Here is a 14303-nt window from a genome sequence, read left to right on the forward strand (position 1 = left end):
GGGGTACTCCTGTTTTGTAGAAAGCGTGGGCTGAGTAGTGGTTAGGTCAGGCCAGCGCCCTGACGGCCTTTTCGATGGCAGCGATGGCATCGTCGATCACCGGCAGCCCGGTGGCATAGGAAATCCGGAAGTAGGGGCTTAGTCCGTACGCCGATCCCTGGATGACGGCAACTGACGCCGCTTCCAGCAGGTACAGCGTGAAGTCCTCGTCGTTGCTGATCTGCCTGCCATCGGGCGTCGTCTTGCCGATGACACCGGCGCAGTTGACGTACGCGTAAAAGGCGCCTTCCGGCGTCGCGCACTGCAGGCCATTGACCGCGTTCAGCCCGGAGACTGCCGCATCACGCCGTTCGCGGTACACCTCCACGCTTTCGCGGACGAATGCGTGGTCTCCGGTGAGTGCCGCGGCGGCAGCCGCCTGGCTGATGGAGGACGGGCAGGAGGACATCTGGGACTGCAGCTTGTTGATGGCAGCCACCAGGGGCGCCGGTCCGCCGGCGTAACCCAAGCGCCATCCGGTCATCGCGTAGGCCTTGGACACCCCGTTGGTGACCAGCACACGGTCCTTAAGCTCAGGGGCAACAGCCACGAGACTGGTTATGGGCTCTTCGCCGAAGTGGATCTCGTCGTAGATCTCATCGGTGAGGACATAGACGCCAGGGTGGTCCTTGAGGACGGCGGCCAGGCCTGCCAGTTCTTCGCGGGAGTAGACGGCTCCTGTGGGGTTGGATGGCGTGTTGAGGATGACCCACTTGGTGTGCTCCGTCAGTGCGCCTGCCAGCGCCTCAGGGGTTAGTTTGAAACCGGAGTCCTCACCACAGGAAACGATGACGGGGGTGCCTTCGTTGGCGAGCACCATGTCCGGGTAGGAGACCCAGTACGGCGCGGGAATGACGACCTCGTCGCCCGGATCGAGGGTGGCCATGAACGCGGTGAAGATGACCTGCTTGCCGCCTCCCCCGATGGTGATTTCGCCGGCGGTGTATTGCTGCCCGGTTTTGCGGTGCAGCGTCTGCAGGATGGCCTTTTGCAGTTCGGGCGTCCCGGTGACCGAGGTGTACTTGGTTTCACCACGGTCGATGGCCGCGACGGCAGCGTCCTTGATGTGCTGCGGCGTGTCGAAATCCGGCTCGCCGACCGTCAGGTCCAGGATCCGGCGGCCCTCGGCCTTGAGCTCCCGGACACGGGCCGCCGCGGCAACGCTGGGTGAGGATTTGATACGGGTTACGCGTGATGCGGGCACGAATTCAGGCATGGTGTTTTCCAGGCTTCCGGTACGGATGGGGGTGGTTCATTTGAGCCTAGGGAAGGAGCCGCCCCCTTGGATAAGACCTAAAGTGCGTGGACAGATAAGCAGCCCTTATGACGGAGCACTTAGAACTTTCGCCTATTGCTCCACGCACTTTCGGTATTGCCCTGCCGGCTTGCCTGGGGCGTAGCCTGCAGGGTGGATCACGGGCCCACCGAACGCAACGCGCCGCTACCTCCCGCGACGCCTTCAATGCGATGGGCCGAACCGCAGGAGGGGTACGCCTGCCGGCGGGAGGCCGCGCGGCATGCAAACTCAAACGGAGACAAGGAGCAGAGGTGCCCGGCAGAGAAATTCACGATCGGATACCTCCGCGTACAGCCGGCACCGGAACGGGTGCGGCCGGCGTGGCAGCGTACCGGTACCGCGGCGTCCCGCAGCCGGACCCCGCCACGGCCCGAGCCCAGCAAGCCTTGGCCGTGCTGGCCCAGCTGAGGACGACCCTCGCACTTCGGTCCAGCAGGGTACGTGCCCTCACCGCCGAGTTGGGTGATTGCCTTGCCCAGGCCGTGTGCGATGGCGTGAAGGTTGCCGCGGTTGCGAAGGCCGCCGGACAGCCTGCAGCCAGTATCCGGTCTGCCGCCCTGGCACGCGGCGAACTGTACCCGTCCGGCCAAACCCGAAGCGGGCATCTTCATCTCATTGCGGGATTGGCGTCGGAGCTTGCGGCAGCCGAGGGCGCCCGGAGTGCAGCGGAAGACGAACGAACGCGGGTACTGGCTTTGGCCAGAAAATCCCGGCTCCTCGACGACTACCAACTTGCCGGGGCAAGCGGGCTCAAGTCCGACGAAATCCGCAAAATGACCAGGGGCGTCGGCTTGCGTGTAGCCCAGCCGCAGTAATCGTCCCGCCTGATCCCCGGCCGGCGGCCCGGCGGGCCTTCCGCTCTCCCATCCCCATTCCACGGCGGGCTTCCGTGTTGTCCAAGGTCTCCGGCTCGTCGACTCCAAGCCATAACGAATCGCTATGTAGGTACATAAAAGCCGACTTTGTGTGACCCATACCGCAAACGTTAACTTGATGTTTGAGGCCGGTCCGCAAAGCCGTCAACACGATTTGCGAGAGAGCTCACAGCAGGACCAACAGGACATTCCATTCAAGATCTCTTTCCGAGAGCCCAGGTTTAGCGGCAACCGGTGTTCACCCATCACCCACGGAGACGAAATGACAGAAACCACACTTCCCAGGAAGACCCCGGTCAAGGCCGCAATCGCGGCCTGGATCGGCACGACGTTGGAGTACTACGACTTCGCGGTGTATGGCACCTCGTCGGCGTTGGTTTTGAACGTGCTCTTCTTTTCACCCGATCTTCCCCAGGGCCTCAGCGTGCTGCTCGCCATGATCACCTTCGCGGTCGGCTACGCGGTACGCCCCCTCGGCGCCCTCATCCTGGGACCGCTGGGCGATCGTCGCGGCCGCAAGTTCGTCATGATGATCACACTGTTCGGCATCGGCGGCTGCACCTTCCTGATCGGGTGCCTGCCCACGTACGCCCAAATCGGTCCTCTTGCTCCGATCTTGCTCGTGCTGATCCGCGTCATCCAAGGACTGTGCCTTTCCGGTGAGCAGCCCAGTGCCATCACCATGAGCCTGGAGCATGCTTCCGAAGGCCGGCGCGGGTTCCTCGCGAGCTTCACCACCTTGGGTTCCTCCTCCGGCACGCTGCTCACCCTGCTGGTGTTCATCCCGATCGCCGCCATGCCCTCGGAGCAGTTGCTGAGCTGGGGTTGGCGGCTGCCGTTCTGGGCCTCCGCCCTCGTCGTCGTCGCTGCCTACCTGATCCGCCGCCACATCGAGGAGCCGCCGGAGTTCGTAAAGGCCCAGGCCGCCAAGGTGAACGCTGCTCCCCTCCGGCATCTTCTGCGCTTCCACTGGCGTGCTGTGCTGCGGATCGTGTTCTGTGCCCTCATCGCGGGCACCAGCTACATGATGCAGACCTTCTCGGTGGCATTCGGTACCGCCGGATACAAGCTGGATAAGCCGACCATGCTCCTGACGACTACCGTCTCGGCCGTGATCGCGCTCGGCATCACACCCCTGGCTGGATTCCTTGTGGACAAGATCGGCCGCAAGACGATGTTCCTCATCGCAACGGGCGGCGTGGGCGTCACGATGGCGCCCTATCTGTGGTCAATCACGACCGGCAACTGGTCGCTGATCTTCCTGTTTGGCATCATCAACTACTCCCTTTTCTACTCGATGGTGAACGCGTCCTGGCCGTCATTCTTCGCAGAGATGTTCCCCGGCCGGCTGCGCGTCTCCGGACTCGCCCTTGGGACCCAGGTCGGCTTTGCCATCTCGGGCGTCATCGGCCCCGTTCTCTCGACAGCACTCGCTGGCCCCGACCTGAAAGATTGGGTCGGACCGTCCATGGTCGCGCTCGGGTTCATGGTCCTGGCAGGAGCCTCAGCCCTGACCGCCAAGGAGACCAAAAAGTACACCCTCAAGGAGCTCGACGAGGTGCAGCAGAGCGAACGGGAAACGTCCGTCCTCACGGCCGCGGCCATGTCCCCAACCTCAGCTGCCCGGGGCCTCGCCGGTTAGCCGAATAACGGGATGACAGGTTATCTCCCTTGAGATGATCACGGACTCGCTGTACGTCCCACAACGTTGATTCCGTTGTGAACAAGTGAAGACCTCTTAGTGACGGCACCAACAGCCAACCACTAAGGGGTCTTCCTGTTGCCAGGGCCGCCGCACCACAAACACCCGCGTACCCTGGTTCCAGTCCGGAAGACCCTGGCCCGCCGCCCCAATAAGTGCTGGGATAGTGCTGGCGATGTGGAGGCGATGGCGATGGCACGGTTGGACGGGCGGATTGCGGTAGTGACCGGGGCAGCCGGCGGCATTGGACGGGCGGTTGCTGCCGGCCTTGCCCGCGAAGGGGCCGCCGTCGTGGTGGTGGCCCGCAGCCAGGCCCGCGCCCTGGCGGCCATGGCGGATATCCGGACCCGCGTCCCGGCCGCGGAGCTGGAGCCCCTGGCCTGTGACCTCTCGCTGCAATCGTCCATCCGTGAGGCCATGGCCCAACTTCTTTCCCGTCACGACCGGGTGGACGTCCTGGTGAACACCGCCGGCGTATTCCGCAAGGAACGCCAGGAAACCGCGGAAGGGCTGGAGCTCACCTTTGCCACGAACGTGATGTCTTATTTCCTGGTGACCGGACTCCTCCTGGATGCCCTCAAGAAGGGTGCCACAGCCGCCCTGCCGTCACGCATCATCAATATCGCCTCCAAATACGGCAACGTCAGGCTCCCGTTCGATGACCTGCAGACCGCCACGGGCAAATACAGTTTCCTCCGTTCCACGCCACCCACCATGCTGGCCCGGATCCTGCTGACGCAGGAGTTCGCCGAACGGCTCCGCGGCACGGGCGTGGTGGCCAATGCGGTGCACCCCGGACTGGTGCGGAATACGGGGCTGCTGCAGGACGTGGGCGGTCCGTTGCGCCGGCTGACCAACACGCTGGGCAAATCGGCGGAACGGGCCGCGGACACGCCGCTGTGGCTGGCAACCTCGCCCGAGGCTGCAGCCGTGACCGGAAAGTTGTGGGCGAAGCGGAAACAGCTTCCCACCCCGGGCATGGGATCGGACCCGGAAGCCAGGCGGCGGTTGTGGGAGGCGTGCGTGCGCCTGGCCGGTACGGATTTCGCGTGAACGGCTCCCGGACGGCAACGGACGGGCCAACGTAGCGGGCAGGGAATTTGTTGACGCGCCCCTGCGTTGTCGATCTGTCCAGAACAATCTGGACAACTGCAGCTCGACAGGAGAAAACACCACATGTCAGTTGACTACGACGCTCCGCGGGTTACTCCCGAGGAAGAGCCGAACGTCGCTTTGGAGGAGCTGAAGTCCGATAAGTCCGGCCGCCGGGAGGCCAGTCCCGACATGGACGAGACGGACCTCGCGGACAGCTTCGAGCTGCCCGGCGCGGATCTTTCCAACGAGGAACTCCTTATCCAGGTGGTCCCGGTGCAGGCCGATGAGTTCACCTGCATGTCCTGCTTCCTGGTCCACCACCGCAGCCAGCTGGCCCGGGAAAAGGACGGCAAGAAGTACTGCAAGGAATGTGAGGGATAGCCGGCAGGCAGGCCGGCCAGGTTCGGATTCCAACCATTGGAATCCGGGCTCGTGGACGGAGCGTGTGGAAGCCATGATGTAAGTCACGCTCCGGCAAGGGCCGGCCGACTGGAAAGAAGGAAACCATGTCCCTCAGCGTTGAGGAAATGAACAAGCAACTCCCGGTGGCCAACGCGCTGCCCGGCGAGGCAGTCCCGTATTACATGGCGTCCGGTGAGGGCGCACGCTACGAGATCAACGGCCAGCTGGTGACAGTTATCGCCCGCGCCGCCGATACCGGAGGGATCTTCAGCGCAGCCTACGTTTCAGGCGGCATGGGAGCCGAATCCCCCTTTGTCAGCCACAGCATCGAGCACAAGACGCTCTATGTGTTCGATGGAATCCTGCACGTCTGGCTGCCTGGCGAGAGCCGGATCCTCACGCCGGGCGACTCGGTGGTCATCCCCCCGAACACCCCGCACGCCTACCGGATGGCAAGCCACTACACCCGGTTCCTGAACTGGATGACTCCCGGCGGCGGCGAAGCCTACTACGAGCGGGTCGGCACCCCCATCGATTCTCACGTCCCGCCGGCCAGGCCCGGGCACAAGGCAAGCCTGCAGGAGCAGGCCGAGGTGGGCGCCGAGTTCGGCATCACGTTCCCCGACGTTGAGCGCGTGGCGCCGTCGTTCAAGCACGACGCCGGCCTGCCGCCCACGCAGAGCCCCTACTTCCTTAGCGCCGGCGAGGGGGAGCGGCTGGCCAGCTACCAGACGATGTTCACCTACCTGTCCCGGCCCGCCAACACCGGCTCCAACTACTTCGCCGTGCACACCAAGGGCGCCAAATCCCCCTACATTCCGCTGCACTTCCACTCGCAGCACACGGAGAACTTCCTCTGCACCGAAGGCCGGATGTGGCTCTACGCCAACGGCCGCGAGATGCTCCTGACCAAGGGCGACTTTGTGCATGCCCCCGCCGGAACCGTCCACTCGTTCGCGCTCGATGCCCACAACACCCAGATGGTGGGTTTCCTGACGCCCTCGGTGTTCAACGGGTTCTTTGAGTACTTCAACAAGCCCACGGAGGACTACATCTACACCGAAGGCGGCGAACCGTACATGGACATGGAAGGCTTCGGCCGCGCCCAGGCCGAGATGGACCTGACCGTGGTGGGTCCCCCGCCGCAGCGCCGCGCAGCCCTGGACATCCCCTAAGCCGCACCACAGAAGGCCCGGACTTCCGAAAGGAAATCCGGGCCTTCCCTGTGTCACCGGGTGGTTTGCCTGACGAGTTCCCGGCCGTAGTCGTTGCCGTTGGGCGTGCGGACCACGGTGTGCATGTGGAACGGGGCAGGCTCCTCGTTGCTGAGGAACACGCCGGTGTGGTGGTCCAGCTCCAGGACCACCACGGGGCTCTGCAGCCGGAAATAGAACGCCTCCCCGCCTTCCCAGCCGCCGATCCAGCTAAAGCATGTCTCGCCGTAGTGCTCGCGGATTTCGCGGCGGCGGGCTGCTCGCGGGCCTTCCGGGAGGTACGCGGTGAAATCGTCCACCACCGCGTCCAGCAAGGCGCGCGCCCCGGAGGGCATATCAGCAACCCGGATGCCCTCGTACGGGATCACCCGGTTGTCCTGGAAACAGCCGCCCAGGTGCCGTTCGTCCCCGGGGTGGAGGCGGCCTTCCGGCATGGCAGGGTCCACCATTGACCCGTAGACAACGGCGCCGGAGCGCAGCTCGGCTGGCAGGGCGCCCATCAGTTCCCGGGCCAGGGCGATGCGCTCCTTGAATACATTGACGCCCCGGTGTGGGCCGGCGTCGATCATGTCCGGCTCGGCGCCCATGAACACCGGCGAGATGACCAGCTGGGTCCCCGCGACCAGGCAGTTCAGCGCCGCGTGGTGGCCAAAGAGCTGCCACCCCCACGGTTCGGTTTCTGACGGCCCGCCGTAGAGGGCGAAGTTGTAGCTGAACTCGTTCATCAGCAGCGGCAGTTCCACCAGGTCACCCAGGAAGCCGTTGATGCGCATCAGGTTCCGCACCAGTTCAAACCCTTCGGCGCTCAGGCTGGCCTCCACCACCCCAAGCACGGCGTCGCGCACTGCGGGTTCCAGTTCATCGAGCCGGAGGCCGGTGTCGTGCTGCATGAACTCCGGGTTGGCCCAACTCTGCCATTCGGGGGCGTCCACCGCATAGCTGAGCTTCCGGGCCAGGTCAGTGTCCAGGGTGCCCAGGAGTTTGCGGGCTGCCGCCACCATCTGCGCGGTGCGCGCTTCTTCGCCGGGCCGTGCCGGTGCGAGCGGGTACAGGCCTTCCCGCCGGACGCCGTCGCTGGTGATCCCCGTGAAGGGCTGCGGGTAGAGCTGCTGCCACCCTTCGATCATGGGCCCGGCGAACGAATCGATCTTGGCGGCTTCCGCGTACTCGCGGGCGTCCAGTCCGCGGATCCCAGCGACGCGCGGGTGGTCCGGGGAGAACAGGTAGTCACGGAAGGACGGCGTCTGCACGGATGCTCCTGGTGGTCTCGAGGGAAGTGGGCGACCAGCCGGCCGCCACGGACAAGGCGGCGCCTGCGGCCGCGGCGGAATTGCCCCGCCACGCCACGTGCTGGTCCGGGCGGACCAGCAGGGTGCCGGCGCCCCATACCTGCGAAAGGTGCGTGCCGTCGTCGGCTGGTCCGACGACGGCGATGGTCACCGGGCAGCCGGTGCGGGCAGCCGCCGCCAGCACCGGCTGGTAGGCTTCCGCCGCCGGCACCCCGGCCAGCGCGCCGGCGTCGGCCAGCAGCGTGAAGCCGATTCCCAAGTGGCTGTACAGGGAGGTGCCGTCCGCCAGCCAGGCGTGTGGCAGCAGGGCGCCGGGGGTGGCTGAGGGAAGGTAGTGGATGGGGTCCTCGGCGGGGGCTGGCAGGGCGTCCGGCACCACCAGGGTTGAGTCCGCGTACGAATAGCCGAGCACCAGGCCCAGTGAGTCGAACTCGCTTTGCTTTATGGCCAGTGCCGCATTGGCGGCCCGCCGCGCCGCGTCGCCCCGTGCCCCTGGGGCCGCGAGGTGGGTGTCCGCGAAGTGGTACGCCAGGGCCTTGCCGTTTTCGGCGGCGTCCCGGATGGTGCGGGCGGCCACCGGGCGGCGCTCCTCCCCATAGCTGGGCAGGAGTCCGGGGCCGGCCCATCCGTTGATGGCGGCGGCGAGCTTCCAGGCCAGGTTGGCGGCGTCGCCGACGCAGGTGTTGAAGCCGTGGCCGCCCCACGGCGGGTTCAGGTGTGCGGCGTCGCCCACCAGGAAGATGCCGCCGTGGCTGTACTCCGGGGCCAGCAGCATCCGGGCGGTCCACGGGTCGGTGGCCACCACGTCAATGTCCACCTCCGCGCCCACGAGGGAGCGGACCATCGCGGCGGCATCTTCCGTGGTGACGTTGACGGCGGGATCCACGCCCTGGACGATCGCCCACCAGGTGCCTTCCAGGTCCATGGGCCCCACCATGCCGGAGGTTTCGGACCCCACCACCCAGTACTGGACGGCCGGGTCCAGTGCGATGGCGGATGCCAGGGACTGCGAGCGGAACAGGATGCTGACGTTGGACAACGCCGCGGAGCCGCCCTCCAGCCGCAGCCCCAGGCTGCGGCGGACGGTGGAGGACCCGCCGTCGGCTCCGATCAGGAACCGGGCGCAGATGGTGCGGCAGTCACCGGAGGAATCAGTGACGACGACGGCGTGCGGCCCGGTGGCATCGCCGCCGGCAGGGCCGACATCGGTGACTTTCCACCCGGTCACGAACGTGACCAGGGGGTTGTCCGTTGCGGCCTTGCGGAGGACTTCCTCAAGGACCGGCTGCGGCACCTGCTGGCCGCACTCGGGTTGCGGCCCGTACCGGCCGGGGACCAGTTGGAAGGCGTTGCGGAACCGGCGCAGTTCGTGGGCGTCGGAGCCGGTGAGCCCGGTGCAGAAGATCACGTCCTGCCCGTAGTCCACCGGCAGCGGCGCCGCGCCCCGAAGCAGGTCCGCGAGCCCAAGCCGACGCAGGTGGGTCATGGTGCGGGCGTTGGTGGTCTTGGCCCGCGGCCGGGTGTGGTCCACGGCGGTGCGGGGTTCGATGACGGTGCTGGCAATGCCGCGGGAGGCGAGGTCCAATGCCAGGAAGAGCCCGCTGGGGCCGCCGCCGGCGATGAGGACCTGCGCCTCCGCCGGAAGGTCTACAGCGTGATGGGATGCGGTCATCAGGCACGGCTCCGCAGGGAAAGGTCCCCCACCGGCGTGGTCAGCGTGCCGAGCTTCTCGATCTCCACTTCCACGGTGTCGCCGGGCTGGAGTAGCCACTGCGGGGTGCGGGCATAGCCAACGCCGTCGGGGGTGCCGGTGGCGATGACGTCGCCGGGGTGCAGCGTGAACGTCTGGCTGATGAGGGCGATGATGGCGGGGACGGAGAAGATCATGTCCCGGGTGTTGCCGTTCTGGGCCTCGATACCGTTGACGCGGGTGCGGACCTGCAGGCCGTCGCGGAGGTCCCCCACCTCGTCACGGCTGACCAGGGGGCCCAGCGGCCCGCTGAAATCGCCGTTCTTGCCCAGGGTCCACTGCGAGGTGAGCTTCTGGGCCCTGCGCGAGGTGATGTCGTTGAACGTGGAGTAGCCAAAGACGGCGTCCCCGGCGGCGGATTCGTCCACTGACTCGACCCGGCGGCCGATGTATGCCGCCACTTCACCTTCCCAGTCCAGCCCGTCTTCACCGGCGGGGACGGGGACCGGGACGTTGCCCACCGACAGGGACGCCGTCCAGCGGGCGAACAGGGTGGGGTACGGGGGCAGTTCCTGGTCCTTGAAGCTGCCCTCGGCAACGTGTGCCTTGTAGTTCAGCCCGACGCAGATGACCCGGGCCGAGGCCGGGACCAGCGGCACCTCGGTGACGCTGGCGCGCTCCAGCCAGGCGCCGGCGTCGGACCCTTCACTGCCTGCCGCGCCGGCAACCAGGCCCGCGGCCTTGTCCTGCCAGCCCTCGGCGTCGGCCCAGAAGCCGGGGACGGGTGCGAGCGGGAGGACGCGGGAACCGGCGAGGGTGGCTGCCCAGGGTTCGCCGTGGTGGGTGATGCCGATGAACTGCATGGGGGCCTTTCAGGTCCGGTTCCCGGAGTGCGCGTACACACCGGGCAAGGGTTGGCAAATCAGTGCAGGTCCGCCTGGCGGCGGAAGAACTCGATGGTGGCGGCGGTGGCCTGTTCCGCGGCCGTGGTGCTGCGGTCCGGGAGCTGCCACATGTGGTCCGCGTCCTCCAGCAGGAGGAGGTCGACGACGTTTCCGGCGGCTTCCAGCGCGGCGGCGAAGGCGGTGGACTGTTCCACGGGGACGAAGCGGTCGGCCGTGCCATGGATCAGCAGGAACGGCGGCGCGTCCGGGTGCACGTAGGTGGCGGGACTGGCGGCGCGTGCTTTGGCGGGGGCGTCCGCCGGCTGGGCGCCGATCAGCAGGGATTCCCGGGAGCCGGGGTCGTCGGCGCGTGCAACGGCGTCAGGCCGCGCCTGGGACCCCATGGCCGCAAGGTCAGTGGGCGGGTACCAGGCCACGACGCCGGCCACTTGGCTGCCCCCGTCAGCATCGGGGCTAGGGGCCGGGTCCACAAATTCCGCGCTTCCTGACGTCAGGCCGAGGAGGCTGGCCAGGTGGCCGCCGGCGGAGTCACCCCAGGCGTAGATCCGGTCCGGGTCCACCCCGTACTCAACAGCGTGGGCCTGGAGCCAGCGGACGGCTGCTTTGGCGTCCAGCAGCTGCGCCGGGAAGGTAGCGGTGTCCGTCAGGCGGTAGTCGGCCGAGGCCACCACGAAGCCGGCGGCCGCGAGCTGCTCAATGGGGCTGAGGCGGAAACCGTCCACGCCAGGGCCCAGGGAGGACCGCTCCCCCGTCCGCCAGCCGCCGCCGTGGAAATGGACGACGGCGGGGAGGCCGGCCTGGCGGCTGCCCGCGCCTGCCGCAGGCGCCGCCGCCGGAAGGTAAAGGTCCAGCAGCAGCGGGTCCGCGTTCTGTGGCCGGCCGAACTCGATCCCCCGGAGGATCCGCAGTGCCGTCATCGTTGACTCCATGTGTGCCGCGCCGTTTCTGTCCTGTTGCCTCTGTCCCGGCGTTGCCGGGCGCCGGACCAAGGTGTGGTCCGCGTTCATGGACTCAACTGTGGGGCATGGGCGGGTCCGGATGCGCGGGTGGTTTCACTGAATGAAACTGGTTCGCTGAGGACCGCACGGTGACTGGCAGGAGCCCGGGGATGACCCGGACGGTTCGGTCAGCGCGCTTCCTGCGCCGGTGGCTCTTCCTTCAGCGGACGCCTGGCCAGCCACGCCGCAACGATGGCGCCGGAGATGTTGTGCCACAGGGAGAAAACGGCGGACGGGAGTGCAGCGAGCGGGGTGAAGTGCGCGATGGCCAGCGTCGATGCAAGGCCGGAGTTCTGCATCCCCACTTCGAACGCCAGGGCACGGCGGGCCTTGTCGTCCAGGCGGCCCAGCTTGCCGGCCAGGTAGCCCAGGCCCAGGCCGAAACCGTTGTGGAGCACCACGGCAAGGAACACGATGGCACCGGCGTCGAGGATCTTGTTGGCGCTGCCGGCCATCACGATGGCCACGATCAGGGAGATCACGACGGCGGAGGCCCAGGGCAGCGCGGGCAGCACCTTCGCAACGAGCTTCTTGAGGAACAGCCGGGCCAGCAGTCCGGCGACCACGGGCAGGAGCACCGTCTTGACGATGTCCAGCACCATGCCGGCGGCGTCGATCTGCAGGTACGAGCCGGCCAGGAACAGGACCAGCAGCGGCGTGACGATCGGGGCGATCAGGGTTGAAACGGAGGCGACGGCGACCGAGAGGGCAACGTCGCCCTTGGCCAGGAACGCCATCACATTGGAAGCGGTTCCGGAGGGTGCGCAGCCCACCAGGATGACGCCGACAGCGAGTTCGGGGTTGAGGTTGAGGGCTCCGGCGATGAGCCAGCCGGCACCGGGCATGATGACGTAGTGCGCCACGATTCCGAGGGCCACCGCCCATGGCCGCTTGGCCACCGCCGCGAAATCCGGCGGGGTCAGGGTCAGGCCCATGCAGAACATGATGATGCCCAGCAGGTAGGGCACGCCCTGTCCCATGGGCTTGAAGACTGCGGGAAGCAGGAAGCCGGCGATGCCTGCGGCCACCACCAGGAGCGGGAACACCGTCACCGCGATGCGGGCGATCCGGCTTTCCGCTTCCAGCGCAGGGTTGGCGGGTGCCCCGTCCGGGGAATTCTGGGGTTTAGTTGCCTCAAGCATCCAATCATGGTGACACCGGCCGGCCGGGCTCCGCCAATTGATGACCGGGAAGGGTAACAACGGCGGAGCCCTGCCGCGCCAGGACGTTCACCCGTCAGAGCTGTTTGCGGAGCTCCATCTTGCGGATCTTCCCGCTGGCTGTGCGGGGCATCTCGGCCACCACCACCAGGGACTTGGGAATCTTGTACCGGGCCAGCCGGCCGTCGAGGAAGCTCCGCAGCTGCTCCTCCGTCAGCGATTCGCCCTCCCGCAGGGTCACGATCGCCTGCGGCACCTCGCCCCATTTCTCGTCCGGGACACCGATAACGGCCACGCTGCCCACGGCGCTGTGCTCGGCGATGACAGCCTCCACCTCGGCCGGGTAGATGTTCTCCCCGCCGGAGATGATCATGTCCTTGAGCCGATCGGAGACAAACAGGAAGCCTTCCCCGTCCCGGTAGCCCATGTCCCCGGAGCGGAACCAGACCGAATCGGCGTAGCTTGCGGCCGTCGCCTCAGGCCGGTTCCAGTACTCCTTGATCACGTTGGGCCCGGAGATCTGGATCTCCCCCACCTCCCCGGGAGCCACGGCGCCGCCCATGGGATCGGCGATCCGGACGTCGGTGAAGAAGTGCGGAAGGCCTGCCGAACCGGCCTTCTCCCGTGACCGCGCCACGGGGAGCATGGTGACTCCCGGCGCTGTTTCGGTCATGCCGTAGCAGCTGGTGAACCCGATGCCGCGGTCCTCGTACGCATCCAGGACCCGGCGGGGAATGGCGGAGCCGCCGCACGTGAGCTTGTCCAGGGAGCTGAGGTCCGCCCCCTCCCAGCCCGGGTGTTCGCAGAGCAGCTGGAACGTGGTGGGCACCCCGTTGAGGGTGGTCACCTTGTGCTGCTCGACCAGTTCCAGGACCCTGGCGGGATCGAACTTGGCTTCCAGCACCACGGTGGCGCCCTTCAGGAGCATCGGCAGCAGGCCCATGTCCAGCGATGCTACATGGAACAACGGCGAGATCATCAGTGCCACGTCGTTGCGGTTCAGGTCCATGTCCACGATGGTGTTGATGCAGTTCCACGTGATGTTCCCGTGGGTCAGGAGCGCACCCTTGGGTTTCCCGGTGGTCCCCGAGGTGTAGAGGATCATTGCCCCGTCATCGTGCCCCACCGGCACGTCGGGGTGGTCCGGCGCCGCCGCCCGCAGCGCCTCTTCGTAGGGTGCCACCTCACAGGGAACGACGGCGGCGGGTGAGGTGCCGGCGGAAGGTTCCGTCCCGCCGTCGGCCGCCATCACCAGGCGATGGGTGACCCCTGTCCCCTCCGCCGCGGCGGACGCGGACGGTTCCAGGGCGGCCGCGTTGACCAGGAGCCGGGCCCCGGAATCCTCCAGCTGGAACTGAAGTTCAGGCGGAGCCAGCCGGGTGTTGAGCGGGACGAAGATGGCGCCCAGCAGGCCGCAGGCGAAGAAGGTCTCCACGAAGGACGGGTGGTTCTCGCCCAGGTACGCCACCCGGTCCCCCTTGACCACTCCGCGGCCCCGGAGTGCGTTGGCCAGGCGGTCGGCCCGCTCGGCCAGTTCCTCGTAGCCAAGGGTGCTGGTTCCGGAAATGAGGGCTGCCTTGGAACCTGATTTGTGCCGGCGGCGCTGCAGCCAGGATCCAACTCCGTTGTTGTCCATG

12 protein-coding genes are annotated in these 14303 nt (G+C 67.0%); 5 read left to right on the top strand and 7 right to left on the bottom strand.

Annotated elements, in window-relative coordinates; all coding sequences use genetic code 11:
* Positions 1–46: 46 nt before the first annotated feature.
* Positions 47–1255, bottom strand: a complete 1209-nt coding sequence (locus tag QRM96_RS04830; protein ID WP_285318626.1) for an aspartate transaminase — start codon at positions 1253–1255, stop codon at positions 47–49.
* Positions 1256–1587: 332 nt separating this feature from the next.
* On the opposite strand from QRM96_RS04830, the gene QRM96_RS04835 reads away from it, so the two are divergent.
* The 5 genes from QRM96_RS04835 (at position 1588) to QRM96_RS04855 (ending at position 6585) form a co-directional block, all read left to right on the top strand.
* Positions 1588–2151, top strand: coding sequence for a hypothetical protein (locus tag QRM96_RS04835; protein ID WP_285318627.1), 564 nt, complete (start codon positions 1588–1590; stop codon positions 2149–2151).
* A gap of 322 nt (positions 2152–2473) precedes the next feature.
* Positions 2474–3853 carry an MFS transporter gene (locus QRM96_RS04840; protein ID WP_133831227.1) on the top strand — a complete coding sequence of 460 codons (1380 nt, stop codon included), beginning with the start codon at positions 2474–2476 and terminating at the stop codon, positions 3851–3853.
* A gap of 252 nt (positions 3854–4105) precedes the next feature.
* Positions 4106–4966, top strand: a complete 861-nt coding sequence (locus QRM96_RS04845) for an SDR family NAD(P)-dependent oxidoreductase (RefSeq protein ID WP_285318629.1) — start codon at positions 4106–4108, stop codon at positions 4964–4966.
* A 123-nt stretch (positions 4967–5089) separates the two neighbouring features.
* Positions 5090–5389, top strand: coding sequence for a DUF4193 domain-containing protein (locus QRM96_RS04850; RefSeq protein ID WP_018763281.1), 300 nt, complete (start codon positions 5090–5092; stop codon positions 5387–5389).
* Positions 5390–5514: 125 nt separating this feature from the next.
* The gene (locus QRM96_RS04855; RefSeq protein ID WP_285318631.1) at positions 5515–6585 is read left to right on the top strand and encodes a quercetin 2,3-dioxygenase; all 1071 of its coding nucleotides are present in this window, start codon (positions 5515–5517) and stop codon (positions 6583–6585) included.
* Positions 6586–6638: 53 nt separating this feature from the next.
* Here QRM96_RS04855 and QRM96_RS04860 read toward each other — a convergent pair whose 3' ends face one another.
* The 6 genes from QRM96_RS04860 to QRM96_RS04885 form a co-directional block, all read right to left on the bottom strand.
* On the bottom strand, positions 6639–7874 hold the full coding sequence (locus QRM96_RS04860) for a DUF3500 domain-containing protein (protein ID WP_285318632.1): 1236 nt from the start codon (positions 7872–7874) through the stop codon (positions 6639–6641).
* Positions 7852–9585, bottom strand: coding sequence for an FAD-dependent monooxygenase (locus tag QRM96_RS04865; protein ID WP_285318634.1), 1734 nt, complete (start codon positions 9583–9585; stop codon positions 7852–7854). The genes QRM96_RS04860 and QRM96_RS04865 overlap by 23 nt, the downstream gene beginning before the upstream one ends.
* A complete protein-coding gene (locus QRM96_RS04870; RefSeq protein WP_109863668.1) occupies positions 9585–10466 on the bottom strand; it encodes a fumarylacetoacetate hydrolase family protein in 882 nt (293 codons plus the stop codon). Before QRM96_RS04870 ends, QRM96_RS04865 begins: the two co-directional genes overlap by 1 nt.
* 59 nt (positions 10467–10525) lie before the next feature.
* Positions 10526–11515, bottom strand: a complete 990-nt coding sequence (locus tag QRM96_RS04875) for an alpha/beta hydrolase fold domain-containing protein (RefSeq protein WP_350224058.1) — start codon at positions 11513–11515, stop codon at positions 10526–10528.
* 119 nt (positions 11516–11634) lie between these two features.
* A complete protein-coding gene (locus tag QRM96_RS04880) occupies positions 11635–12648 on the bottom strand; it encodes a bile acid:sodium symporter family protein (RefSeq protein ID WP_285318636.1) in 1014 nt (337 codons plus the stop codon).
* Positions 12649–12742: 94 nt separating this feature from the next.
* Positions 12743–14302, bottom strand: coding sequence for an acyl-CoA synthetase (locus tag QRM96_RS04885; protein ID WP_285318637.1), 1560 nt, complete (start codon positions 14300–14302; stop codon positions 12743–12745).
* Between the last annotated feature and the right edge of the window lies 1 nt (position 14303).

The organism is Pseudarthrobacter sp. lyk4-40-TYG-27 (assembly GCF_030209295.1).
In the GTDB taxonomy this organism is placed as follows: Bacteria; Actinomycetota; Actinomycetes; order Actinomycetales; family Micrococcaceae; genus Arthrobacter.

What these genes read in the sequence shown, in the direction of transcription:
- QRM96_RS04830 (WP_285318626.1), bottom strand. Translation starts at nt 1,255, where the DNA reads ATGCCTGAATTCGTGCCCGCATCACGCGTAACCCGTATCAAATCCTCA.
- QRM96_RS04875 (WP_350224058.1), bottom strand. Translation starts at nt 11,515, where the DNA reads ATGAACGCGGACCACACCTTGGTCCGGCGCCCGGCAACGCCGGGACAG.
- QRM96_RS04850 (WP_018763281.1), top strand. Translation starts at nt 5,090, where the DNA reads ATGTCAGTTGACTACGACGCTCCGCGGGTTACTCCCGAGGAAGAGCCG.
- QRM96_RS04880 (WP_285318636.1), bottom strand. Translation starts at nt 12,648, where the DNA reads ATGCTTGAGGCAACTAAACCCCAGAATTCCCCGGACGGGGCACCCGCC.
- QRM96_RS04840 (WP_133831227.1), top strand. Translation starts at nt 2,474, where the DNA reads ATGACAGAAACCACACTTCCCAGGAAGACCCCGGTCAAGGCCGCAATC.
- QRM96_RS04855 (WP_285318631.1), top strand. Translation starts at nt 5,515, where the DNA reads ATGTCCCTCAGCGTTGAGGAAATGAACAAGCAACTCCCGGTGGCCAAC.
- QRM96_RS04885 (WP_285318637.1), bottom strand. Translation starts at nt 14,302, where the DNA reads ATGGACAACAACGGAGTTGGATCCTGGCTGCAGCGCCGCCGGCACAAA.
- QRM96_RS04845 (WP_285318629.1), top strand. Translation starts at nt 4,106, where the DNA reads ATGGCACGGTTGGACGGGCGGATTGCGGTAGTGACCGGGGCAGCCGGC.
- QRM96_RS04865 (WP_285318634.1), bottom strand. Translation starts at nt 9,585, where the DNA reads ATGACCGCATCCCATCACGCTGTAGACCTTCCGGCGGAGGCGCAGGTC.
- QRM96_RS04870 (WP_109863668.1), bottom strand. Translation starts at nt 10,466, where the DNA reads ATGCAGTTCATCGGCATCACCCACCACGGCGAACCCTGGGCAGCCACC.